Source organism: Bradyrhizobium sp. UFLA05-89 (assembly GCF_059803475.1).
Window position 1 is genome coordinate 1 of sequence record NZ_JBANBA010000011.1, and the last position, 25244, is coordinate 25244.

Annotated in this window: 14 protein-coding genes; 1 reads left to right on the top strand and 13 read right to left on the bottom strand. The window is 64.4% G+C overall.

Annotated features, from left to right (window positions below; genetic code table 11):
- Window positions 1-240 precede the first annotated feature (240 nt).
- The 11 genes from SO139_RS08325 to SO139_RS08375 form a co-directional block, all read right to left on the bottom strand.
- The gene (locus tag SO139_RS08325) at window positions 241-1731 is read right to left on the bottom strand and encodes an AMP nucleosidase (protein ID WP_449379218.1); all 1491 of its coding nucleotides are present in this window, start codon (window positions 1729-1731) and stop codon (window positions 241-243) included.
- Window positions 1732-1937: 206 nt separating this feature from the next.
- Complete coding sequence (locus SO139_RS08330; RefSeq protein WP_449379217.1) at window positions 1938-3272, bottom strand: HlyD family type I secretion periplasmic adaptor subunit; 1335 nt, start codon at window positions 3270-3272, stop codon at window positions 1938-1940.
- On the bottom strand, window positions 3269-5020 hold the full coding sequence (locus SO139_RS08335) for a type I secretion system permease/ATPase (RefSeq protein ID WP_498539944.1): 1752 nt from the start codon (window positions 5018-5020) through the stop codon (window positions 3269-3271). Before SO139_RS08335 ends, SO139_RS08330 begins: the two co-directional genes overlap by 4 nt.
- Window positions 5021-5256: 236 nt before the next feature.
- Window positions 5257-5526: a GlsB/YeaQ/YmgE family stress response membrane protein gene (locus tag SO139_RS08340; RefSeq protein ID WP_449379215.1), complete on the bottom strand. Its 270-nt coding sequence runs from the start codon at window positions 5524-5526 to the stop codon at window positions 5257-5259.
- A 364-nt stretch (window positions 5527-5890) separates the two neighbouring features.
- Window positions 5891-6868 carry an ABC transporter ATP-binding protein gene (locus tag SO139_RS08345; RefSeq protein WP_449379214.1) on the bottom strand — a complete coding sequence of 326 codons (978 nt, stop codon included), beginning with the start codon at window positions 6866-6868 and terminating at the stop codon, window positions 5891-5893.
- Window positions 6865-8280, bottom strand: coding sequence for an amidase (locus tag SO139_RS08350; protein ID WP_449379213.1), 1416 nt, complete (start codon window positions 8278-8280; stop codon window positions 6865-6867). The genes SO139_RS08345 and SO139_RS08350 overlap by 4 nt, the downstream gene beginning before the upstream one ends.
- Complete coding sequence (locus SO139_RS08355; RefSeq protein ID WP_449379212.1) at window positions 8277-8474, bottom strand: P1/P2 acidic ribosomal protein; 198 nt, start codon at window positions 8472-8474, stop codon at window positions 8277-8279. Before SO139_RS08355 ends, SO139_RS08350 begins: the two co-directional genes overlap by 4 nt.
- A complete protein-coding gene (locus tag SO139_RS08360) occupies window positions 8471-9532 on the bottom strand; it encodes an ABC transporter ATP-binding protein (RefSeq protein WP_449379211.1) in 1062 nt (353 codons plus the stop codon). Before SO139_RS08360 ends, SO139_RS08355 begins: the two co-directional genes overlap by 4 nt.
- A 78-nt stretch (window positions 9533-9610) precedes the next feature.
- Window positions 9611-10513 carry an ABC transporter permease gene (locus SO139_RS08365; RefSeq protein WP_449379210.1) on the bottom strand — a complete coding sequence of 301 codons (903 nt, stop codon included), beginning with the start codon at window positions 10511-10513 and terminating at the stop codon, window positions 9611-9613.
- Window positions 10514-10723: 210 nt separating this feature from the next.
- Complete coding sequence (locus SO139_RS08370; RefSeq protein ID WP_027521379.1) at window positions 10724-11677, bottom strand: ABC transporter permease; 954 nt, start codon at window positions 11675-11677, stop codon at window positions 10724-10726.
- A gap of 226 nt (window positions 11678-11903) precedes the next feature.
- Entirely contained in the window at window positions 11904-13562 is a 1659-nt protein-coding gene (locus tag SO139_RS08375) for an ABC transporter substrate-binding protein (RefSeq protein ID WP_449379209.1), read from the bottom strand.
- 202 nt (window positions 13563-13764) lie between these two features.
- On the opposite strand from SO139_RS08375, the gene SO139_RS08380 reads away from it, so the two are divergent.
- Window positions 13765-15360 (top strand): ABC transporter substrate-binding protein, encoded by a 1596-nt coding sequence (locus SO139_RS08380; RefSeq protein WP_449379208.1) that lies wholly within the window; start codon window positions 13765-13767, stop codon window positions 15358-15360.
- Between the two features lie 218 nt (window positions 15361-15578).
- Here SO139_RS08380 and SO139_RS08385 read toward each other — a convergent pair whose 3' ends face one another.
- Together SO139_RS08385 and SO139_RS08390 are read right to left on the bottom strand one after the other, a co-directional pair.
- Window positions 15579-17807 (bottom strand): CHASE2 domain-containing protein, encoded by a 2229-nt coding sequence (locus SO139_RS08385; RefSeq protein WP_449379207.1) that lies wholly within the window; start codon window positions 17805-17807, stop codon window positions 15579-15581.
- A gap of 124 nt (window positions 17808-17931) precedes the next feature.
- Window positions 17932-24852: a FecR domain-containing protein gene (locus SO139_RS08390; protein WP_498539945.1), complete on the bottom strand. Its 6921-nt coding sequence runs from the start codon at window positions 24850-24852 to the stop codon at window positions 17932-17934.
- Window positions 24853-25244: the final 392 nt, after the last annotated feature.

Below are 25244 nucleotides of genomic sequence, written 5' to 3' on the forward strand. Positions count from 1 at the left end.
CCTGCCGCAAAGACCGGGGCGAATGCCGGCGGCGCGCACAGCGCCGTTACACATGCTCCCAGCACGACGTACCTGATCAGGGGATTGCTCATGTCTGCTCCTGTGGCCTTGGTCAAGGGAGCCCCGGACGACGTGTAAACCCTGCTCCTCCGGTGATTATTCCGGAGGGCTTGTGCGCTCACGCAGACGTCAGCGCTGCGTACGACAGTTTTGCTGCCCTAAGCGTGCGCAAGCATCAAACTACTGAAATGCCACCTCGGCAAAGCTGCGCAGCTTGCGCGAATGCAGGCGTTCCGACTCCTGGTGCTTGAGCCGTTCGAGCGCCTTCAGGCCGATTTCGAGATGCTGGCTGACGCGCTGCCGGTAGAATGCGCTCGCCATCCCTGCGAGCTTGATCTCGCCGTGCAGCGGCTTGTCCGATACGCACAGCAAGGTGCCGTAGGGAACGCGGAAGCGATAGCCATTGGCGGCGATCGCCGCCGATTCCATGTCGAGGGCAACGGCGCGGGATTGCGACAGGCGGCGAATGACCGCAGCGCCGCTGATCTCCCAATTGCGGTTGTCGACGCTCGCGACCGTTCCGGTTCGCATCAGGCGCTTGAGCTCGAAGCCGGACAATCCCGTGACCTCCTCGACCGCCTCCTCGAGCGCGACCTGCACCTCGGCAAGCGCCGGAATCGGCACCCAGGGTGGCAATTCCTGATCGAGCACGTGATCCTCGCGGACGTAACCATGCGCCAGCACGTAGTCGCCGAGCCGCTGCGTGTTGCGCAGGCCGGCGCAATGCCCGACCATCAGCCAGGCATGCGGCCTCAACACCGCGACGTGGTCGGTGACGTTCCGCGCATTGGAAGGGCCCGTGCCAATGTTGATCAGGGTAATGCCCTGATAGCCGGGCTCGACGAGATGGAAGGCCGGCATCTGCGGTGCGCGATCCGGCGCAATGCCGTTCGTGCCGCCGCCGAACCGCGCGTTGCGGGTGATCACGTTGCCCGGCCCGACGAAAGCATCGATGCCATCCTCGCCCGAGGCGAGCCGCTGCTGGCAGAGCTGCACGAAGGCATCGACGTAGAACTGGTAGTTGGTGAAGATCACGAAATTCTGGAAGTGCTCGGGATCGGTGCCGGTGTAGTGATAGAGCCGCCGCAGCGAATAGTCGACGCGCGCCGCGCGGAACAGGGCCAGCGGCTCCGGCGCTCCGGGCGACAGCGCGAGCGTGCCGTCGGCGATCGCATCGTCCATGGCGGCAAGATCCGGTGTGTCGAACACGTCGCGCATCAGCCGCGTGCCGCCCGTATCGCCCGTGCTGATCGCCGCCTCGATGTTGATGTCACGCCGATAGGCGAAATGAATCGGGATCGGCTCGGACGACTCGCCGATCTCGACCGGCACACCGTGATTCTTGATCAGGAGGCCGATCTGCTCGGTGAGATAGGTCCGGAACACGTCCGGCCGCGTCACGCTGGTCTCGTGCACGCCGGGTCCCGCGACGAAGCCATAGGCGAGCCGCGAATCAAGTCGCGCATGCGTTGCCGTGGTGATGCGGACGAACGGATAGAACGCGCGTACGCGCGTCGCCGGCGAGGTGCCGTTGAGGTAAGCTTCGAAGTGATCGCGCAGGAATTTCGTGTTGCGCTCGTAGATCTCTTCGAGGCGGGCGACCGCAAGGCCTGCATCGGTGAAGGTTTCGGTGGCGATGGCCGGCGGGGTCTGGATGGAGGCGTGATGCATGTGTCTGACGTTGGAGGTAGCTGCTGCGTTCGAACTATATCAGGAACGTAGGGCGTAGGGTGGGCAAAGCGAAGCGCGCCCACCGTGTGTGTGCCCGCAAAAGCGGTGGGCGCGTCGCGTCGCGCTTTGCCCACCTTGCGAGACCGACGCTGCGGCACGCGCTCCCGGGCTCGATGCTTCACATCGCCCCGGAATGACCGTTCCTCTCACTTCTCCCGGAACGCCCGCATCAGCTGGTCGTGCAGCGGCTTCATCAGGTAGGACAGCATGGTGCGATCGCCGGTCTGCACGAAGGCCTCGACCGGCATGCCGGGGATCAGCTTGACTTCGCCGAGGCGGGCGACTTCTTCCGGCGGCATCGAGACGCGGATGGTGTAGTAGCTCTGCCCGGTGCGCTGGTCGGTGGTGACGTCGGGCGAGACCCGGCTCACGACGCCGCTGAGCTCCGGCGTGGTGCGCTGGTTGAAGGCCGAGAGGCGCAGCAGCGTCTTCTGGCCGACCTGGAGCTTGTCGATGTCGGTCGGATTGACCTTGGCCTCGACCTGGAGGTCGTCCTGCTGCGGCACGATCAGCATGAGGGTATCGCCGGCGGTGACGACGCCGCCGACGGTGTGCACGGTCGATTGCAGCACCATGCCATCCTGCGGCGCCCGGATATCGACGCGGCGGAGCTGATCTTCGGCGGTGACCTTGCGCTCGATCAGCTCGCCGATCTTGTCGTTGGTCTCGCGCAGATCCTTGGACACCTCGCTCACCATGTCCTTGTCGACCTGGATGATCTGGAGCTCGGTCTCGGTGATCTTGCCCTTGGCCTGGGCGCGCGAGGCGATGTACTGAGCGCGCTCGCCGTTGAGGCGGGCCGAGTCGCGTTCCAGCGTGGTCAGGCGCGAGAGTTGCACCAGGTGCTTGTCGTAGAGATCGCGGACGCCGACCAGCTCCTGCTGTACCAGCGCGATCTCCTTGTCCTTGGCCTTCTCCTGTGCGCTCAGCCCGTCGATCTCCTCGTTGAGCTGCTGAATGCGCTCGCGGAGCTGGGCCTTCTGTCCGGCACGGCCGTTCACGCGGACCTCGAACAATTTGCCCTCGCTGGCCAGCAGCGTCGCCACGTCGAAATCGCTTGCGCGCTCGAGCACCGCCTGCGGGAATTCGATCTTCGCAAGCCCGCGTTGCTCGGCCTGCAGCCGCGCGGCGCGCGCCTGGCCGGCGTCGAGGTTCTTGGTGACGATGGCGAGGTTCGCCTTGGTGACGGTGTCGTCGAGCCGCACGACGATATCGCCGGCCTTGACCAGGTCGCCGTCGCGGGCACGCACCTCGCCGACCACGCCGCCGGTCGGATGCTGCACCTTCTTGACGTTGGATTCGACGACGATCTGCCCTGGCGCGATCAGCGCGCCGGAGATCAGCACCGTCGAAGCCCAGCCGCCGAGCCCGCCGGCGAGCAGCAGCACGATCCCGAGACCGAGCAGCAGGTGAAACCTGATCGACTGCCGCACGCTTCTCTTTGCCGCGGGCTTGGCGCCCGCCATCGTCATCGTGCTCATGGTTTGGCAACTCCGCCTTCGCTGACGATCTTGATCGGCGGCGCCGGCGGGGCGACGCGCGGCTGGAGCACCTGCGCGAGCACCTGCTCCTTCGGACCGAAGGCCTGCATGCGGCCGGCGCGCAGCACCAGGATCTGGTCGACCGCCTCGACGCCGATCGGCCGATGCGCCACGACGACGACGATGGCCCCGCGCTCGCGCGCGGCGCGGATCGCGCGGGTCAGGGCCTCGTCGCCCTCGGTGTCGAGGTTGGAGTTGGGCTCGTCGAGCACGATCAGGAACGGATTGCCGTAGAGCGCGCGCGCCAGCGCCACGCGCTGCGCCTGGCCGGCGGACAGCGCCGTGCCCTGCTCGCCGACCTGGGTGTTGTAGCCCTCGCGCATCTTGATGATCATCTCATGCACGCCGGCCTCTTTCGCAGCGGTGATGATGGCATCGGAGGTCGCGTCGGGATCAAACCGGCCGATGTTCTGCGCGATGCTGCCGCCGAACAGCTCGACGTCCTGCGGCAAATAGCCGATGTGGCGGCCGAGCACGTCCGAGGCCCACTGATCGAGCGCCGCGCCGTCGAGCCGCACCTTGCCGCGCACCGGCTGCCAGACGCCGACCAGCGCGCGGATCAGCGACGATTTACCCGAACCGCTCGGGCCGATCACGCCGAGGCCCATGCCGGCATTGAGCACGAATGTCACATCCTGCACGATGACGCGCTGATCGCCCGGCGGCACGATGCTGACGCCTTCGACCGCGAGGCGGCTCGATGGCGCCTGCAACTGGGTCGGCATCACCTGGGCCGGAATTTGCTCCAGCAGGCGGCTGAGCCGCTGCCAGCTCTGCCGCGCGGCGACGAAGGACTTCCAGTGCGCGATCGCGAGATCGACCGGCGCGAGCGCGCGCGCCGAGAGAATCGAGCCCGCGATGATGATGCCGGCGGTCGCCTCCTGATGAATGACGAGATAGGCGCCGACCGCGAGCACGGCCGATTGCAGCATCATGCGCAGAACTTTTGCGATGGCACCGAGACCGCCGGCGACGTCGCTGGCGCGCTGATTGCCGGCGAGATATTTTTCGTTGGCTTCGCTCCAGCGCTGGTTGAGCCGGCCGGCCATGCCCATCGCCACAAGCACCTCGGCATTACGGCGACTGGAGGTGGCGAGATCGTTGCGCTGTGCGGCGAGGCTCGTCGCCTCGCGTGCGGGGCGGCGGGACATGAACTCCGTCACCAGCGTCAGGCCGACCAGGATGATCGCACCGACCAAAGCGGTGATGCCGATCAGCCAATGGAAGGCGAAGCAGATGGCGAGATAGAGCGGCAGCCACGGCAGGTCGAAGAACGCGCTCGGTCCCATGCCGCCAAGGAAGGAGCGGACGTTGTCGAGGTCGCGCAGGGGCTGGAGGCCTTCGTTGCGGTTGCCGACCAGAAGGGGCAGGCGCACGATGGTGTCGAACACACGCTTGTTCAAAGCCTCGTCGAGCGCAGTGCCGATACGGCCAAGGATGCGGCCGCGAATCAGGTCCAGAACACCTTGCGCGATGTAGAGACCGCCGGCGAGGATAATCAGGCCGACCAGCGTCGGGATGCTGCGGCTGGGCAGCACCCGGTCATAGACCTCCAGCATGAAGATCGACCCGGTCAGATAGAGCAGGTTGATCATGCAGCTCATCAACCCGAGACCCAGGAACGCTGCGCGACAGGCGCGCAAGGCATTACCGAGTTCAGAACGGCGCAAGCCGGGAACTGCTGCCATCAGTCGCTTTCCACCGGATGAGGGGTAAAACCCCTGATTTCACAAGCTAAATTTGGGGTACTCGACGCCGATTAATATCGCGTTTGTGGCTGTCGTCCAATGCACGACAGTTGATCAATAATCTGGCTCAAAAACCTCTAGCGCGGCCGCGCTGCGGCGCAAATCCACGAATTCCACAGGTTTGCGGCTGCCGCGGCGAATTTGTCGTCGCGGCAGCCGGTTTTCGCAACGGATCGCTAGAGCCGGCCGCCGCCGCGCAGCAGGCGGACCACCAGAAGCAGAATGATGGCGCCGATCGCCGAGTAGATGATCTCCGAAACCAGCCCGACGCCGAGATGGATGCCGAGCCGCGGGAACAGGAAGCTCGCGACAAACGCGCCGGCGATGCCGATCACGATGTCGCCGATGATGCCGAACCCGCTTCCGCGGACCACCTTGCCAGCAAGCCAGCCGGCAACCAGGCCGACGAACAGGATGACGATCAGGCTTTGGCCAGAAATGTACATAAGTTGAAGTCCCTCTCCGTGAATGGGGGCGCATGGAACCGGAACCGGGATGAATGGGAACTGAATGCCTCTTCACGTCTCCCCCGAAGGCCTCATCCCGACAAAACGTCGAAAACAACCCCATGCAAAGTAGAACTGGCCTGGCGAGGAGACGCCCGGCGAATCGCAGCAACTCAGTGCCGGTGCTTGAGATTCTCGAGGTCAGGAGCACACCGCTCATTCCCTCCCCCCTTGCGAGGGAGAGGCAGGGAGGGGGGTAGCCCCAAGTGATGTCGGCGGCGTTTGTGGCTACCCCTCTCCCCCACCCTTCCCCCACAAGGAGGGAGGGTGCGCGGCCGATTCGTGAATGCAGCCTCCGCAAATATTACGAGGTAACCGTCGCCGATTCGGCCAGCACGCACCGCGCCGCCCTGCCCGGTCCCACCTGCACGTTTTCCGGCAGTTGCTCCAGGCACCGCGGCTGGGCGACGGCGCAGCGGGGAGCGAAGGAGCAGTTGTGTGGCTTCTGGCCAAGCGATGGCGGGGTGCCGGGGATGGTCTCGAGCCGCGCGCCGCGCTTAGCGCCATGAATGGTCGAGGCGAGCAGGCCCCTGGCATAGGGGTGCACCGGCGCGCGGACGATGTCGCGAAGGCTTCCCTGCTCTACGATCTGGCCGGCATACATCACCGCGACACGGTCACAGATCTCGATCGCCACGCCGATGTCGTGGGTGACGAAAATGACGGACATGCCGAACTCGCGCTGCAGCTCGCGCAACAGCAAGAGGATCTGGATCTGCACGGTGGCATCGAGCGCGGTGGTCGGCTCGTCCGCGAGCAGGATCTTTGGCCGGCAGGCGAGCGCCAGCGCGATCATCGCACGCTGGCGCATGCCTCCGGACATCTCGTGCGGATAGGCATCGAGCCGGCGCTTTGCGGAGGGGATGCGGACGACCTCGAGCATTTCCAGCGCGCGCCCCCGCGCTTCCGCATAGCTCTTGCCTTCGTGACGCACCACGCTCTCGGCGATCTGCGCGCCGATGGTGTAGACCGGATCGAGCGCGAGCGCCGGCTCCTGGAAGATCATCGACACTGTCTGGCCGCGGAATGAAGAGAGCTCCTCCTCGCCCATGGCCAGCACGTCGCGGCCCATGACGTTCACGGCGCCCGAGATCTGGGTGCGCTTCTTCGGCAACAGCCGCATCAGCGCACGCAACGTCACGCTCTTGCCCGAGCCGGACTCGCCGAGCAGGCCCAGCACCTCACCATCACCGAGCGAGAGAGCGAGATCGTTCACGGCAAAGACCGTGCGCTCGCCGGTAAAGCGGATGTTGAGGCCTGAGATCTCGACGAGCTTTGTCATGACGGCAGCTTCGGCACCTTGGCATGATGGTCGGTCGCGCGCTGGAACGCGGCGCCGATGGTGAGCAGGGTCGCTTCATCGAACGCGCGGCCGATGAGCTGCATGCCGACCGGCAGGCCGCTTTTGGTGAAGCCTGACGGCACGACCAGCGACGGCAGGCCAAGATAGTTCACCGGACGCGTGAACAGCGTCAGTCGCTGCAACACTGCCGGCGCATTCGCGTCTCCACCGACATCGCTCTCGGCAATCGTCGGCGCTGGCACCGGCGAGACCGGCGCGATCACCGCATCGACGCCGGCGGTGGCCGCATGATGGGCTGCGAGCGCAGGGCCACGCCAGCGCATCGCTTCGAGATAGGTGATGGCGGGAACCGCAAGCCCGTTCTGGAGCCGCATCAATACCTGCGCGCCATAATCCTGCGGACGCTCGATCAGCCAGCGCTTGTGGAAGGCGGCGGCCTCCACTGCCAGCACGAGCTGGCTCGCCGCCTGCAATTGCCGCTGGTCGGGCAGCTCGACCTTGACGATGTCGGCGCCCTCGCGCTTGAGCACGACGATGGTCTCGTCGAGCACGCGCGCGACCTCGCCGTCGAGATCATCAACATAGAAGGATGCGGGCACGCCGATCTTGAGACCCTTCAGCGAGCCTTTCGTCGCGGCAACGTAATCCGCCACGGGCTCGGCGCTCGCGGTCGGATCCTCGGGGTCCGGCCCCGCCATCAGTGCGAGCAGCAGCGCGCAGTCCTCCGCGGTCTGCGCCAGCGGACCGACGGTGTCGAGCGACTGCGACAGCGGCATCGCGCCGGCGCGGCTGATGCGGCCCCAGGTCACCTTCAAGCCGGTGACGCCGCAGAAATTCGCGGGCATGCGGATCGAGCCACCAGTATCAGAACCGAGCGCGGCGAAGGTCAGCCGCGCGGCGACCGCCGAGCCCGAGCCCGACGACGAGCCGCCGGTGATGTGCGCGACGTTCCAGGGATTGCGCACCGGACCATAATGGCTGTTGTGACCGGTCGGCCCATAGGCGAACTCGGCCATGTGGAGGGTGCCGAGCCGGACCTGGCCGGCATCCTTCAGGCGCTGCAGAGCCGTCGACGTCGTGGTGGCGACATAGTCGCGGCGGATCAGCGAGCCGCAGGTCACGACCTTGCCCGCGTCGTAATACATATCCTTGTGCGCGAGCGGCACGCCGTGCAACGGCCCGCGCACCTCGCCCGCCGCAAGCGCGGCATCAGCTTCCTCCGCCGCCTTCAGCGCGGCCTCGGCCTCAACAGCCATGAAGGCGTTGAGATGCGGCTGCCACTCGGCGATGCGGTGCAGCAGCGCGCGCATCACCTCATGCGAGGACAGTTGCTTCATCGCGATCGCGCGTGCGACCTCGGTCAGCGTCATCAATGCGGGTTCGGTGCTCATGCCGAAACCTTCGTGGTTTGCGCAATCACGAAAAGCGCAGGCTCCAGGTCCATCGGCAGCGTGCCGGCGATGGTTGCGAAGCCGTCAAACACGGGACCCATGGAGTTGGCGATGCGGGTCGCGGTCTCCTCGTCGACGGGCACGCCTACTGTGTCGGCGATGGCCTTGACGTCTTTTGCAGTCGGTCTTGTCATGCTGTTCCCTCTTGCGACGCGCGGCTGTGGCCCGATCCCGGTATCGCCATATAGCACGCGGCCTCGTGGCCCATTGTATCGAGCGCGGTGAGCTTTGGCGTGGCTTTTGCGCAGAGCGGCTCCGCAAAGGGACAGCGGGTGTGGAAACGGCAGCCGGAGGGCGGATCGATCGGGTTGGGTGGATCGCCGGAAATCGGCGGCGTCTCGGTGCGCTTGTCGGGATCGGAAGACGGCATCGCCGCCAGCAGCGCGCGCGTATAGGGATGGGCGGGCGCGTCCCAGACCGCATCGACCGGGCCGAGCTCGACGACCTCGCCGAGATACATCACCAGCACGCGATCCGAGATGTAGCGCACGACGTTGAGGTCGTGGCTGATGAAGAGATAGGTCAGGCCGAACTCGCGCTTGAGGTCGGCAAGAAGGTTGAGCACCTGCGCCTCGACCGACTTGTCGAGCGCGGAGACGGCTTCATCGAGAATCACCAGCCGCGGCGACAACGCCAGCGCCCGCGCGATGTTGACGCGCTGGCGCTGGCCGCCGGAGATCTCGTGCGGGTAGCGGTTGGCGAAATTTTCCGGACGCAAGCCGACCTTGCCGAGCAGTTCGCGCGCGAGCGCACGGGCCGCGCTGTCGGCCATGCCGTGAACCTTGGGGCCGAAAGCGATGGATTCCTCGATCGTCAGGCGCGGGTTGAGCGAGGCGTAGGAATCCTGGAACACCATCTGCATGCCGCGGCGGAGCTCGCGCAAGCTGAGCGCCTGACCGACCGTCATGCCGTCATAGATGATGTCGCCGGCATCGCGCGGCATCAGATGCATGAGGAGCCGCGCAGTGGTCGACTTGCCACAGCCGGATTCACCGACGATGCCGACCGTCTCGCCCTTGGCGACGGAGAAGGAGACGTTGTCGACGGCGCGCACCGTGCGCTTGGCGGCGAACAGCCCGCCACGCACCGGAAAATGTTTTGTGAGGCCATTGACCTGAAGCAGCGGCTGCGCGACGCCGCCGACGTCCTCGACGGGCTCCAGCATTTCAACGGATGTGTTGCTCTCGCTCATGGCCGCGCTCCTTCACCTCTCCCCATCGGGGAGAGGTGTACGGAGTACGCCGCGGTAGCAGGCCTCTGCATCATCATCTCAGTTCCTGATGTCCATGGCGCTGCGCAGGCCGTCCGAGAGCAGATTGAAGCAGATCGAGACCGCGAAGATCATCGCGCCCGGAAGCGCGGCGACCCAGGGATTGACGTAGATCGCGGTGCGCAGCGTGTTCAGCATCAGCCCCCACTCCGGCTCCGGCGGTTTCGTGCCGAGCCCGAGGAACGAGAGACCGGCGGCCAGGATCATCGAGACCGAGATCAGGCTGGTCGCATAGACGAAGATCGCGCCCAGCACGTTGCCGAGGATGTGCACGCGCATGATGGTGACGGGCCCTGCACCGGACGCCCGCGCGGCCTCCACAAAGTCCATGTTGCGCACGCCGGTGGTGACGCTTTCGGCGACGCGGGTGATCTGCGGCACGAACACGATGGTGAGCGCCACGATGGAATTGAGGATGCCGGCACCGAGCGCGCCGGAGATCGCGATCGCGAGCAGCACGGAGGGGAAGGCGTAGAACACGTCGACCGTGCGCATGATCGCGGTGTTGAGCTTGCCGCCGACGTAACCGGCAATGATGCCGAGCGAAGTGCCGATGCCGAAGGCGAGGATGACCGGCAAGATGCCGACGACGAGGGAGAGACGTCCGCCATAGATCAGCCGCGCCAGCATGTCGCGGCCGAGCTCGTCGGTGCCGAGCGGATAGCCTGTCGTGCCGATGTGGCGCAGGCGGCGGATCATCGAGCCCTTATAGGGGTCCTCGAGGCCCAGCCAGGGTGCGAGCAGCGCGGAGAGGAAGATCAACAGCAGCACCAGCGCGCAGGTCATGCTGACCTTGTCGCGCAGGATGCGGCGGCCGACGGTCGCCCAGTAGCCGCGCGCCTTTGTGGCGGGCGCAGCCTGCAGCGCGGCATCATTGGTCGCAGACAGCGGAAGCTCGCTCATTGGCCGGCTCCCGGTTCGCATTGATTCAATCGGTGCAGGCCCAGGGCGCGGTGCACCTCTCCCGCTTGCGGGAGAGCTCGCGCCGAAGGCGGGGGTGAGGGTTCTCTCCTCTTGGGGATTCTCGACTGCGGAGACACCCTCTCCCCAACCCTCCCCCGCAGGCGGGGGAGGGAGCGCACCGGTTGCGTGGCAACAGCCAGGCTCATCCCGCTAGCCTCGCTTGATGCGCGGATCGATCGCGGCTTGCGCGATGTCGACCAGCAGGTTGAGGAAGACGAAGAACAGCGCCAGCACCAGAATCGTGCCCTGCAACAGCGGCAGGTCGCGCTGGAAGATCGCGGAGTTCAGCAGGAAGCCCGAGCCCGGCCAGGAGAACACGGTTTCGATGAGGATCGAGCCGCCGAGCATGTAGCCGAGCTGGAGGCCCATCACCGCCAGCGCGGTGGGCGCAGCGTTCTTGATGACGTGGCGGAACACGCCGGTTTCGCGCAGGCCCTTTGCGCGCAAGGCCTCGACGAAATCCTGGCTGAGAATGTCGCCGGTGAGCGCGCGCACGGTGCGGGTGACGATGCCCATGGGAATCACCGATGTCGTGATCGCCGGCAGCACGAGATATTGCAGATGCGCCCAATCCCAGGCCCAGGCGCCGGAGCCGCCGGGACCCGCACCGACCGCGGGCAGCCAGTTCAGCTCGACCGAGAAGATGATGACGAGCAGCATGCCGAGCCAGTAATGCGGCACCGAGACGCCGGCGATGGCAAAGGACGTCGCGAGCTTGTCGATCCAGGTCTCGCGGAAATAGCCGGCGATGAGGCCAAGTAGGATCCCCATCGTGAAGCCGATGATGGCGGCCGCGATCGCCAGCGTGACGGTGTTGCCCACCGCGCGCATGACTTCGGCAAGCACGGGGCGTCCCGTCGCGATGGAATTACCGAGATCGCCGTGCAGCGCGCGCAAGAGCCAGAGGCCGAACTGCACCGGCAGCGGCCGGTCAAAGCCGTAGGCCGCACGAAGCTGCGCCGCGAGCTCCTGCGACGCATCGGCCGGCAGCACGGCGACGAGCGGATCGCCCGGCGTTATATGCACCAGCAGAAAACACACCAGCGCCACGCTGATGACGATCGGGATGACGTAGACGATGCGTCTGGCGATATAGGCGAGCACGTTGTTCACTCGAGATGGAGCGTTGATCTCTCAGTCGTCATGGCCGGGCTTGACCCGGCCATCCAAGTTCTTGCTCCGTCATTCTGGGGGCGGCTCGAAGAGTCGAACCCTGAATCTCGAGATTCCGGGCTCGCCCTGCGGGCGCCCCGGAATGACGGGGCGAGTGGATAGACGTGGATGCCCGGGTCAAGCCCGGGCATGACGAATGGATAGAGTGAAGTCGACCTCACGGCACCATCGACACCGGCGAGAAGTCGACGAACCAGCTCTTGGGCTGCACGAAGCCTTTCACCTTCGGGCTCATGGCGCGTGGAGCGACGTCATGGGCGACGTAGAGGAAGGCGGCGTCGTCGACGGACGCGGCGTGCAGCTCGGCGAGCGCCGCATCGCGCGCGGCGGGATCGAACGTCTGCCGCGCCTTGGTGACCAGCTCGTCGAATTTGGGGTTGTTGATGTAGCCCCAATTGTTCGAGAGGGGCGGCGCCATTGACGACTGCAGGAAGCGCACCAGGGCGAAGAACGGATCCATCGCAGCATAGGTCACATTGACCGCGTTGGAGCCGTTGGCGGAAGCATCCTTGGCGCCGCGCCGCCAGTTGTTGACCAGCGTATTCCACTCGATGACGTCGAATTGCACGTCGAAGTAGCATTCGGCCAGTGCCTGTTGGAGATATTCGTTCATCGGCAGCGGCATCATCTGGCCCGAACCCGAGGCCGAGGTCTGGATCTTGACCGCCAGGTGCTTGCTCGGACCATAGCCCGCCTCTGCCATCAATTTCAGCGCGGCTGGCTTGTCATACTTGATCAGGAAGGTCGGATTGCCGCGCCAGGGATGGCCGGGCTCGAAGGTCCCGGTCGCCGGCACCATGTATCCGCCGAGCAGGCCGTCTCGCAGGCCCTCCCGGTCGATACAGAGGTTGGCCGCTTTGCGGACGCGGATGTCGTTCCAGGGCGAGCCTTCGACCCGCGAGAACTGCCACGGCCAGACATGAGGCTCTTCGTTGGAGTAGATGACGAAACCGCGCTGCTTGATCTGGGCAATCGCGTCGGGCGCGGGCGCCTCGACCCAGTCGACCTGCCCCGACAGTAGCGCCGCGGTGCGCGCATTCGCCTCCGGCATTGGCAACAGCACCATGCGGTCGACATGCGGAACGCGTGCCTTGTCCCAGTAGTATTCATTCCTGGCGAGCTCCAGCCGCTCGCGCGGCGTAAAGCTCGTCATCTTCCACGGACCGGTGCCGGAGGCATCGCGTGCAAATGCTTCCCATGCGGCGGCCGATTTCGCCTTCGCATCGGCGCCGCTGGCGGCGTCATAAAACTTCTGCCATTTCGCAGGGCTCGCCATGAACAGATTGGAGAGATTGATCGGCAGGAAGCTGTCCGGCTCCTTGGCGGTCAGTTCCACCGCGAGGTCGTCGATCTTGCGAGCGGACAGCAGCGTCGGCATGCGCGAGGCGGTGAGGCCGACCTGGCTCGGGTCGTATTGCGGGGCATCCTTGTTCAGCACCTTGTCAACGTTCCACACCACAGCATCGGCGTTGAAGTCGCTGCCGTCATGGAATTTCACGCCAGGGCGCAGCTTGAAAGTCCACTTCTTGTGATCGGTCTCGTCGACCTTCCACTCGGTCGCAAGCCCCGGGATCAGCACGCTCGGCTTGTCGGCCGAGGAGAGGTCCCACATGGTCAGTGCGTCGTACATGGTAAGACCGGTGAAGCGGTTGCCTTCGAACCCCTGGTCGGGCTGACCGAGCGTGCGTGGAATATCGGCAGCGGTCATGCCGATGCGCAGCACGGTTTCGGCACTGGCCGCACGCGGGCAGGCCGCTGCGGTCGTAAGCGCCAGCGCCGCAATCAATGCCGCGCGGGTGGTTTTTTCGATAAGCATCGCCTCAATCCTTTTCCCGATATCGATGACTATTTTTGATGCAGGCGCATGCAATGGTTATGCCAAATGGGGGAACTTATTCTGCAAATTGCCCCTGCGACGACAAGTCCTTGTGATGCTACGCTGGTGAAGGCACTGCGCTGCCTATTCTGGCATCAAGATTGCAAGTTCGGCTCCAGATTTTTCGTTGGGAGCTTTGGTCATGCGCAATCGAATCTCGACCGCTCTTGCCGTGCTTGCGCTGGCGTTCTCCGCAATCTCGGCACGCGCCGAAACCGTGGTGCGTTACGGTATCTCGATGGCGGACATTCCGCTGACCACGGGCCAGCCCGATCGTGGCGCCGGCGCCTATCAGTTCACGGCCTACACGATCTACGATCCGCTCGTCGCATGGGAGATGGACGTCGCCGATCGGCCGGGCAAGCTGGTGCCGGGGCTCGCCACCGAATGGAAGGTCGACGACACCGACAAGACCAAATGGCGCTTCACCCTGCGCAAGGGCGTGAAGTTTCACGACGGCAGCGACTTCAACGCCGACGCGGTGATCTGGAATCTCGACAAGGTGCTCAACGACAAGGCGCCGCAATTCGACAAGCGGCAGAGCGCGCAGGTGAAGACGCGGCTGCCTTCCGTCGCGAGCTACGCCAAGATCGACGACGATACGGTCGAGATCACCACCAAGACGGTCGATTCGTTCTTCCCCTACCAGATGCTCTGGTTCCTGGTGTCGAGCCCGGCGCAATACGAGAAGCTCGGCAAGGACTGGGACAAGTTCGCAAGCCAACCCTCCGGCACCGGCCCGTTCAAGCTGACGAAGCTCGTGCCGCGGGAGCTCGCCGAGCTCAGCAAGAATCCGGACTACTGGAACAAGAAGCGGACTCCGAAGGTCGACAAGCTCGTGCTGGTGCCGATGCCGGAAGCGCTGACGCGCACCAACGCGCTGCTGGCCGGACAAGTGGACTTGATCGAGACGCCCGCCCCCGACGCCGTGCCACAGCTCAAGGCCGCCGGCATGAAGATCGTCGACAACGTCACGCCGCATGTCTGGAATTATCATTTGAGCGTGCTGCCGGGCTCGCCCTGGACCGACATTCGCCTGCGCAAGGCGCTCAATCTCGCGATCGACCGCGATGCGGTGGTCGGGCTGATGAACGGGCTTGCGAAGCCCGCGAAGGGTCAGGTCGACCCGTCGAGCCCGTGGTTCGGCAAGCCGACGTTTGAATTGAAGTACGACCTCGCTGCCGCGAAGAAGCTGGTCGAGGAAGCCGGCTACTCCAGGGACAAGCCGCTCAAGACCACCTTCATCATCGCGCAGGGCGGTACCGGCCAGATGTTGTCGCTGCCGATGAACGAATTCCTGCAGCAGAGCTTCAAGGAGATCGGCATCGATGTCGATTTCAAGGTCGTCGAGCTCGAGACGCTCTATACCCACTGGCGCAAGGGCGCGGCTGACGAGATGAATGCCGGCATCACCGCCAACAACATCGCCTACGTCACCTCCGACCCGCTCTACGCCATCGTGCGCTTCTTCCACTCGGGCCAGATCGCGCCGGTCGGCGTCAACTGGGGCGGCTACAGAAGTGCGAAGGTCGACGCGTTGATCGACGAAGCCAAGCAGACGTTCGACACTGCGAAGCAGGACGAGCTGCTGGCGCAGGCCCATGCAGCGATCGTCGACGACGCCGTGCTGGTCTGGGTCGTCCACGACACCAACCCGCATGCGCTATCGCCCAAGATCAAGCAGTTCGTGCAGGCGCAGCACTGGTTCCAGGACCTGACGACGATCGGGGTGGAGTGAGGGGCGGCACTTCGGCGCGTCAGAACCCGCCGTCGTCCTGGCGAAAGCCAGGACGACATTGAATATGCTGCCGCACCCCGCTACTTCATCGGCAGCATTGTAGGGTGGGCAAAGCGACGCGTGCCCACGTCTTGTGTCAACGATGCTGAACGATGGTGGGCACGGCGCAGCGCGCCTTTGCCCACCCTACGAAATCTGAACATGCTGCCGCAGCCCCGCTACTTCGTCAGCAGTGCGAACGCGCCGTTCCAGTCGTCTGGTGGCGGGCTCGCCTGATAGTTCCTGATGCGCGCCTCGTAGAGGCCGAACAGCTTTTCCAGCGTGTCGGCGTCCTCGCTTCTGCGGCCGCGCTCGATCGCGTCCAGCGCGCCCTGCCAGTCGCGGCTGCGGTAGCAGGCGAGCATCTCGATGGTCGTGTTGCGCAGGCGCTGGAAGGCTGCCGAATGCATCACGTCCTCGCGGCCGGCGATGGCATAGATCACCTCCGGCTCGGTCTTGCCCTTCACCATGATGAAGTCGAGCTCGAGGATCGCGAACTTGTCCTTGGCGGCGAGCGCGGTCTTGGAGCCGACGATGATGGGGAAGCCGTAGTCCTTGGTCTGCCCTTCCAGCCGCGAGGCCAGGTTGACGCTGTCGCCCAGCACGGAATAGTTCTTCTTCAGATCGGAGCCCATGTTGCCGACCACGCCGATACCGGTGTTGAGGCCGATGCCGACGTTGAGCGGGATGTAGACGTGGCCGCCGTCAGCGGCTTCCTGCTTGCGCTCCTTGTTGACCGCGTCGATCTGCTCGAGCATCTGGATCGCGGCCTCGCAGGCGTTGATTTGATGCTGCGCATCGTCGAGCGGCGCGTTCCAGAACGCCATGATGGCGTCGCCCATGTATTTGTCGATATAGCCCTTTCGCTCGATGATCACGTCGGTCAACGGCGTCAGGAAGCGGTTCATCAGCGCGATCAAGCCCTGCGGATCGTGCTTGTAGCTTTCCGAGATCGTGGTGAAGCCGCGCACGTCGGAGAACATGATCGTCATCTCGCGCTCCTCGCCGCCGAGCACGAGCTTTTCCGGCGACTGCGCGAGCTGCTCGACCAGCACGGGCGACATGTATTGCGCGAACTGGCCGCGGATCTGCTTGCGCTGCTGCTGCTCGCGCACGAAGCTTGCGAAGATCAGCGTCAGATAGATCGCGGTGGTCGATAGCAGTGGATAGGTGGGATCGATCAAGAGGCGATAGTGCACATACCAGTACCAGGAGAAGCCGCCCAACACCGAAGCAAACAGCGCGCCGACGCCGACCAGTGTCACGGGCCCGAACTTCGGCGCGAAGGTGATCACAAGGAGGCCCATGATGATGGCGGCGAAGAACTCGATCGCGATGCCGTAGTTCGGCTGCGAGATGATCGAGCCGGTGATCGCGCTTTCCAGCACCTGGGCATGGATCTCGACGCCGGGCATGGCGGGATCAACCGGCGTCGTCTTGATATCGTTGAGTCCCGCTGCCGAGGTGCCAATCAGCACCAGCCGCTGCGCGATCCTGTCCGGTGCAACGCGTCCCTCCAGCAGGTCAACCGCCGGCACATAGATCGAAGGATCCTGCGGCGCGAAATGCACCCAGAGCAGGCCGTTCTTGTCGGTCGGGATCGAGAAGCCCTTCACGCCGACGCTGCGGATACCTTCGCGATCGGTCTTGACCAGCATGGTGTCAGAGCCGGACACCACGCGCAGCATCTCGAAGGTCAGCGACGGCAGTATCACGCCCTGGGCCTGCGTGATCATCGGCGCCCGCCGGACGATGCCGTCGCGCTCGGGTTTGATGGTCAGCAATCCGCGGCCGGCGGAGGCGGCCTCGAGCACGGCCGTATTTCGCAGCAAGCCTGGAAATTCGTACAGGAAACGATGCGGCTCCTCACCCAGGGTCGCAAGGCCGGTCTGCGGAAGCTTCTTGTCGAGCTCCGAGTTGCTGACCGGTAGGCCGGTCTCGCCCAGCACGACGCGGGAACGCTTCATCGCCTCGGCAAACATCTGGTCGTTGCTCGGCAGCGCCCTCAGCTTCTCGCGCGTCGCCTCGTCGAGGTTACGAAAGGTCTCGGCCGCGATATCGGGATTGAGCCGATCGGGCTCGGGGAACATCACGTCGAAGGCGATCGCGGCCGCACCAAGCCGCGTCAGGTTGGTGACGAGGTCGGCGAGCTTGGTGCGCGGCCATGGCCACTGGCCGACCGCCTTTAGGGTCCGATCGTCGATATCGACGATGACGACGGGCCTCATCGTCTTCTTGCGGGCATCGAACTTCTGGAAGTAGTCGAAGGTGCGGACACGAAGCTCCTCGACCGGTCCCGGATCGGCGAAACGCAGAGCGGCGAAGCCGACGAGCAGCGCAAGGCAGACCAGCCGCGCGTAGCCGAACCTGCGCGCGAACCACCGCCGCCATATCCTGAGCCGCTTCATGCCCGTTGGACTTCCCGTAACCCGATCAGGTTCGATCTTGGATCGTCAGGACGCAAATGGCCATGGCCGCAAGGGACGATCCGGGGATTTTTTGCTACCCCGTCGCAGGAGAGCGAGGCCCGCGCTACGTCGTGCCGTGGCTCGTGACGATGAAGTCGCTGGCATGCAGGTTGCCGGCGGCCACGTTCTTGAGCAGGATCGTCTCGTGATCGTCCAGCGTGATCAGCGTATCGGTGTTTTGCTGCGTGATGGTGAGATCGGCGACCGAATTGATGGTATCGAACTGCCGCAGGTCGATCTTGTCCTGGATCGTATCGAAGCCATAGACCGTGTGCTGGACGGCGTCCGTCGTTGACGCCGGGGCGAACACGAACTGGTCCTGCCCGCCGCCGCTGATCAGCGTGTCGCTGGACTCGGTGGCGAAGATGACGTCCTTGCCGCTGGTGCCGGTCAGCGTGACCGGACCCGAGCCGCCTTCGTCGAAGATGAAGTTGACGGTGTCGCTGGCGCCAAGGCTGTCGGTCACCTTGAACGTGATCATGTCGGTATTGGGCGGCGTGACGCCCGGATCGTAGGTCACGCTGTGGAGAGCCGTGTTGACCTGGTCGAGCGACGCACCATCGATGAAGGACGGCGTCACGTTACTGCCTTCCTTCGCGCCCTCGGTCTGTGCGGTCACCGTGTAGGTTTCGGTCGAGGATCCCGAGACCGACAGACCCGTGACCGTGTCGGTATTCGTCGCCTCGTCGTGGGCGTGGGTGAAATGCGTGGTGTCGATCACCGGCGACTGGTGGCTCCAGACGAGCTCCGTGCCGCCGCTGCCGTCGCTGCTCTTGCTGAAGCCGGTTTCGTCGTAATGCCCGGCGATGGTGAAGTAGTCGCCATCGCCCGAGCCGTAATGGACCTCGAGCCCGCCTTCGGTCGAGACCAGCGAAACGTTCTTGGGGTCGATGCCGGCGAGATCGATGTTGTCGCCGTAGCTGAACCCGGTCACCGTGCCCGTGAAGTGCGACGCAGCATCCAGATGCAGCGTGCCGACGCCGGAGCCGACGAACTGGACCGCGGAATCGGAGGTACCGCCGAGCTCGAGGCTCGCGCTCAGGATCTGAACAGTGCCGGAGCCGGTGAGATCGCCGAGGATCGTCGTCGCGCCAGTGTCTGCAACGAGAACGCCATGGTTGGCAACGGAGCCGGTGTCATTGACAGTGCCCTCGAGGACGAGCTTGCCGTTGACGTCGATATGGAGGTCGCCGCCGACCGATATGGCGCTCGTGGAGCCATTGAAGGTCGTGTTGCCCAGAACCTCGAAATAGGAGTCTTCGTCGGCGGTCAGCGTCGTGCCGTTGACGATCGACGCGGCCAGCAGCGCGACCGAGTCCTCTCCGACGAGGTCGATCGTTCCGCCGTTGATGGTGTTGTAGAAGAAGTAGATATGCCCGCCGTCGTCGGCCTCCAGCGTGCCGCCGGCGTTGTCGACGACGCTGCCGGGCAGGTTGGCGAAGCTCACGATCCCATATCGTCCGTCGGCGTCGATGGTGCCGGTGTTGATGACGTGCTGTGGGGCGCCGAGATAGGCATCGGCGACGTCGATATGGCCGTGATTGGCGAGGGTGCCGTTCACCACCAGATAGCTGTCGATGCTCCCGGACTCGGAGTTGTTGTCGGTGCCGGTGATGTCGAGCTTGGTCGCGCTGCCGAGTGTCAGCCCGCCGATCGTGGCGCCGTTGTCGCCGAGGTCCAGATAGACCTTTTCGTCGGTATCGACCCATGCGGTCTCGGTCACGGTAGGCACGTGCCCGAGCGACCAGTTGCCGTCATTGTTCCAGTCCTGGTCGACGCTGCCCGTCCACACGTCGACGTTCGACGGTGCCGTCACCTCCGTGCTGATGGAGGCGGCGAGATCCGACGCGGGCGAGGAGCCGCCGTGGCCGATGCCTGTAGCGGTGATGTCGATCGAGACCGGCGCCGCGCCTGTGATGTCGCCGGCATAGGTGTCGTCGAGGGCGTGAACGTCGAGCGTGCCCGGGGTGCCGCTATAGCCGTGGGCCGGCACGAAGCGGATCAGCGTGTCCGGGCTCAGCACCAGCGCGTTGGTATCGCTCACGCCGGCGATGTCCACCCACTGGTCGGTGCCTGCAACCTCGTACTGCCAGGTCCCCTGGCTTTCCGTGGCGTTGTCGGCGGTGATCGCGATCGCCTTGAGGCTCGCACCATGGTCGACGTCGTGGAATTTGCCGGCGAAGAGATCGCTGACGGCCGCCCCGCCCGGATCCGTGTTGCCGCCGCCGACCGAGGCCAGCGTCGCCGCATCCAGCGTCGGCGCGTCGTTCGTGCCTGATATCGTGACGGTCACCTCGGCGGTATCGGTTCCACCATGCTGGTCGTCCAGCGTGATGGTCGACACCACGGTCGCGGTCTGACCCTGCCCGAGGAAATCCAGTGCGCTGTCGGGGATGGAATAGGTCCAGCCGATTGCGCCGTTGTTGTGGTTGCCCTCCTGCTGCAGCGTCAGCGCCTGTTCGAGCGCCGTCACCTCGTCCGCGGTCAGCGTCAGGTGCGTGGTTTGATCGGTGTCGAGCAACGTCACGGTCTGATCCGTGATCGTGGCTTGCGGACGGTCGGTCAGGTCGACGTCGGTGAAGTGGATCGTACCAGTTGCCGCCGGAGTCGGGTCGGTGGTCATGCTCGGCGCGCCGGTCGTATCGGCGAGTTCGCTGAAGCTCGCGCTCTGGGAGGTCTCTGCAGCGCTGAATTTCGGCCCGTCGTCGGCGGCCTTGAGCGTGATCAGCGTGTGGCCGGTGCCATCACCGCTGCCCGCGAAATTCGCGTTGCTGTAGTCGCCAACGAGGTTGAGGCTGATGCTGTGGCCGTCGGCGTCGGTCACGGTCAGCACGCCGCCCGTATGGTCGGCGTTGCTGGCAAAGGTCGCGTAGGTGCCAAGCCCATATTCGATGCTCGACAGATCAAGCTTGTCGGTCGCAGTCAGCCCCGTGATCGATCCACCGAATGACGCGGTGTCGATCTTGAGCTCGGCAGCGCCGCCCGAGAAGGTGACGGTCTGCGAGACCGTGGCGTTGACCTCGAGCGTCGCATTGGCATCGATGGTCACGGAGCCGGAGCCCGACAGCGAACCGAACAGCGTCATGGTGCCGCTGTCGATCTCGATGCTGCCCGTGTTGGTGATGGCGCCGCTGATGGAGGTCGAGCCCCAGCTCTCGATCTCGCCGGAGTTGGTGATGGCGAAGGCCGAACCGTCCGCGCCGGAGAGCGACGCGCCGTCGTGCAGATCGATCTTGCCGGCATTGCCGAGGCTTCCGCCGTTGATCGTGACGTCGGACAGATCCAGCTTCGATGCACCGTCGATCGTCACCGTCCCCTTCGTGTTGGTGACCGTGACCTTGTCGAGCTTGAGCACGCCGCCCTTGATCGCCTCGAGCGTGCCGGTGTTGATGATCAGATCGCCGGTGATGTCGAGCTCGCCACCATTCGCCTCGATGAGGTTTTGATTGGTGATAGTGTGCTGCACCGCAGGGTCGATCGTCAGCGTTCCTCCGGCGACGTCGATGGTACCGGTGTTGGTGATATCTGCGTTGTTGATGGCGCTGATGCCGGTCGAGACCAGCGTGCCGGACAGCGTCAGCGTGCCGCCATCGATGGTCGCGCCGACGAGATCGAGCGTCGAGCCCGCGTCCACCGACACCGTGGCACCGGTGTTGGTGACCGTCGTCGAGATCAGCTTCAGCGTGCCGTCATTGATCGTCGCCAGCGTTCCGGTGTTCGTGACCGGTTCGCCGTTGATGTCGAGCTCGCCACCATTGGCCTGCAGCGTCCCGGCATTGGCAATCGTGGCGGAAGTCGTCGCGACGAGAGCAAGCACGCCGCCAATCGCCTCGATCACGTTGCCGTTGATGATGAAGGTGTCAGTGATCGTGCTGGCGCCGCTGGACGAGAGCGTGCCGGAAACATTGAGCGCGCCACCGGCAATGCTCGCACCCTTCAGCGTCAGCGTCTCGCTGGCATCGACCTTGATGATTCCCTTGTCGGTGATGGAGGTTCCGGACACGGTCACGTCGTCGAGCGTCAGCGTGACATCGCTTTCGACCGTCACGGCGCCCTTGTTGAGCTTGGCGCCGCCGTTGATGCTGCTGTCGCCGATGACGTCGATGGTGCCACCGAGCGTGCTGCTGAAATTGTTGATGGTGCCGCCGGTGATCTCGCCCTGATCGAGGACCAGCACGCCATGGTCGTCGACGGTGAGGGTCCCACCCGAATTAGCGACCGTGGTGCCCTGGCCTAGCGTCAGCGCCGCACCGGCCTGGATTTCGATGGTCGAATCGTTGTCGACGGTTTCGTTGTCGAACGCGACGGCCCCTTTGATGGTGACGGCACCGGAATTGTCCAGCTTGCCGTTGGTCAGCACGCTCGTCCCGTCCAGTACTAATGCGCCGCCGATGATCAGCTTGCCGCCGTCGATGGTCGCGCCGTCGACATCCAGCGTTGTCCCGGCATCGACCTTGAGTGTGCCGCCGGCATTGTTGATCTCGGCCAACGTCTTGAGCGTACCACCGGCGAGCTCGATCGTGCCGGCATTGGTGATCAAAGCGCCGACGGCGAAGTCGCCGCCGCCCGCGAGCGTCACGGTGCCTGAATTGGTCAGCACGCTGGTGCCCAGGATTTCCGCCTTGCCGCCGACGGAAATCGTGGCCCCCACGGAATTGGTCAGGATCGAATCGGCGCTGAGGTCGAGCGTGTGCGCAATCGTCAGCGTGCTCTGGTTGATGACCTCCGGCGCCTTATGCCCTTTGGTCGTGTCGAAATCGTTCATGGTCAGCGATTTGGCGAACGCCGCCTCGTCGATCGTGACCGGATAGGACGGCGTCAGCCCGTGCAGCTGATCGGTGATGACGATGACGTCGTCATTAATCGTCGGCACGGTACCGGTTTCCCAGTTCGCGGCGTCCTTCCAGAAGCCGCCGGGCGGAGACCCGGCCTCGGACGTCGCGACCCACACCACCGCGGGGCTGTCGGTCCCCTTGATGGTGACGGTGATGGTCCGCGTCGCGGTCGCGCCCTGCGAATCCGTGACCGTCACGGTGTAGGTCAGCGTCAGGACCTCGCCCTTCGGAATGAAGTCCGCGAGGTAGACGGGAAGATCGGCGAGCGACCAGTCGATGACGCCGTCGCCCGTTCCGGTGCTGTCGGTATCGATCGCAACCGACATCGCTTTTTCGAAGATCGCCAGCGGTCCCGGCGGCACGGTGCTGCCGTCCGGCAGGGTCGCGCCGGTCAGTTTCACCGACACTTTGTGGGTGTCGGTGAGATCGACATCGGTGAAAGTCAGCGTTCCCGAGGTCGGCACCTCTGAGGTGAGCGGACCGCCGGGGACGCTGGTGCCGCCCTCGAAGGTGATGACCGGAACGCTCGAGGTGATCACCGGTGTGTCGTTGGTGCCGGTGACCGTGACGGTGATGTCGATGAAGGCGGTTTCGTTGTTGGCGGCGAAATTATTGTCGACGCGGGCCCGGTAGGTCAGCGTCAGCGTTTCGCCGGCGGCAAGGAAGTCGAAGGCGTCGTCCGGGACGCTGTAGGTCCAGGTCGCCGAGCCCGTGTTGCTGTTGTCGGGGGCGGCAACGACGCTGATCTTGGCTTCGGTTGCGGCAATGTCGGCCTTTTGCAGGTCCGACAATCCGGCGGTGACGTCGTCGTGATTGGCGTTGTGGTAGGTGAAGGAGTCGAAATTCACCTTCACGGTCGGCCGGTCACCGAGATTGAAATCGAAGAAGGTGATCTTTCCGCCGACAGCATCGAGCGTCGTCGTGCCGGTCTTGCCGTCGAGCTCGTTCAGTGTGAACGCCGTCTTCACGTTGCCGCTCGAGTCGAGGCTGCTCGCAAGCGGGGCGCCAGGAACACGGCTGAGGCTCGTCGGCTTGTCGGGGGTATTCGTCGACGACCCGTTGCTGCCGGGATTGACCGTGACGAAAGTCGCCTGCGCCGTCGCGCCGCTCGCCGTCTTGATCAGCATCAGGTTGGCGTCCTGCGTGATCGAATCGGTCGAGTTGTTGGTCAGCTTCGTGTTGGTGCTGTTGTCCGTGAACTTCAGCGAGAACACGTCAGTGATCAGCTTCTGCACGTCCGGCGACAGCAGCGCGTTGGTGACCGAGACGTTGCCGCCGCTGATCTGGATCATCTGCCCCGCCTGGTTGACGGTGGCGATCGGCAGTAGTGTGACCTTGTCGAACAGGATGTAGGAGCCGGTGGTGCCGTCCGGCTCGACCAGCACCTGGAAATTCGCCTGCGGCTGCGGATCGCCGCCGCCCGACGGAACCGAGAAGCTGATTTCCGTCAGCACGGCTGTGCCGCGGATGCCCATGGTGGCGACCGGCGTGTCGATCTTCATGTCGCCGTGCTTGGCAGTCTCGCCGGCAACGAAGGTGATGGTGCCCGCGACCAGGCTCAGCAGCGAGGAGTTGCTCGACCCGTTGGGGTCGTAGACCATCTCATTCAGCACCATGCGCGCGTTGGAGGAGAGGCCGAAGACGGTGCCGTCGATGAAGGTGACGCCGAGGGTCGAGTCCGACCCGGTCGAGAGCACGTCGCCCTTCTCGACGTTGTCGCCGTTGTTCAGGATGATCGAGACGCCGTTGCGGACGGCGGTCGCGCTGCCGGTCAGCTTGGTGATATGGCCGATGACCTGCGCGGCGCTGGCGCCGGGCGCCGCCTGCGCATACTGAACGTTGCCGGCGAGCGCGTTGACGATGTCGCCGGTGAGATGGGCGCCATCGGGCGAGGCGATCGCCGCGCGCTTCTCGCCCTTGAAGTAGTCGTGAATGACGAACTCGTGTCCGTCATTGGACAGGACGAGATCGACGCCCGCGCGCTTGAACTCGCCATGGAACAGGAGATTGGGATTGGGAACAAAGAACGCGCCGTGCGGGACCTGCCCATGACCCGAGACGGAAAAGGAATCGACATGGCCATTGGCGGGCGCATGAAAACCCTTGCCGTCCATGGAAAGCGCGGCGTCAAATTTGCCAGCGTAATTCAACGGGGAAACACCGCAGAAAGGGTTAATATTTATAGAAGTATCGACTGCCTAAGCTTGCATATCATTACCGAGTCCTTAGCGAAACCATCTATTTCTCGTGGGAATCGACGCGGCAGCATCGCCATGGCCGGTGCGAGGCAGGGTTTGCCAAGAATAATGATAGTATATTTCGAATATAGCCTCTGCATATTGACGGCGCGTACTACAACTTGAAGCATTCCAAAGTATTCAAATAGAAGAAATTTCCTACGAATACTCGTGTCATCTTTCCGTTGCAACGCCCTGCGACATACTGCGGCAAATGCGGACTTTTTACTGCGACCCGGCTAGCAGAAGTGGCGAGATAAGCCCGCCATTAGCCATATGAACCAGATTCGGCAGCCGACTCAACC

Coding starts and splice junctions, on each gene's coding strand:
- SO139_RS08360 (WP_449379211.1), bottom strand. CDS start 9,532: ATGAGCGAGAGCAACACATCCGTTGAAATGCTGGAGCCCGTCGAGGAC.
- SO139_RS08375 (WP_449379209.1), bottom strand. CDS start 13,562: ATGCTTATCGAAAAAACCACCCGCGCGGCATTGATTGCGGCGCTGGCG.
- SO139_RS08385 (WP_449379207.1), bottom strand. CDS start 17,807: ATGAAGCGGCTCAGGATATGGCGGCGGTGGTTCGCGCGCAGGTTCGGC.
- SO139_RS08380 (WP_449379208.1), top strand. CDS start 13,765: ATGCGCAATCGAATCTCGACCGCTCTTGCCGTGCTTGCGCTGGCGTTC.
- SO139_RS08355 (WP_449379212.1), bottom strand. CDS start 8,474: ATGACAAGACCGACTGCAAAAGACGTCAAGGCCATCGCCGACACAGTA.
- SO139_RS08365 (WP_449379210.1), bottom strand. CDS start 10,513: ATGAGCGAGCTTCCGCTGTCTGCGACCAATGATGCCGCGCTGCAGGCT.
- SO139_RS08330 (WP_449379217.1), bottom strand. CDS start 3,272: ATGAGCACGATGACGATGGCGGGCGCCAAGCCCGCGGCAAAGAGAAGC.
- SO139_RS08335 (WP_498539944.1), bottom strand. CDS start 5,020: ATGGCAGCAGTTCCCGGCTTGCGCCGTTCTGAACTCGGTAATGCCTTG.
- SO139_RS08350 (WP_449379213.1), bottom strand. CDS start 8,280: ATGAGCACCGAACCCGCATTGATGACGCTGACCGAGGTCGCACGCGCG.
- SO139_RS08345 (WP_449379214.1), bottom strand. CDS start 6,868: ATGACAAAGCTCGTCGAGATCTCAGGCCTCAACATCCGCTTTACCGGC.
- SO139_RS08325 (WP_449379218.1), bottom strand. CDS start 1,731: ATGCATCACGCCTCCATCCAGACCCCGCCGGCCATCGCCACCGAAACC.
- SO139_RS08340 (WP_449379215.1), bottom strand. CDS start 5,526: ATGTACATTTCTGGCCAAAGCCTGATCGTCATCCTGTTCGTCGGCCTG.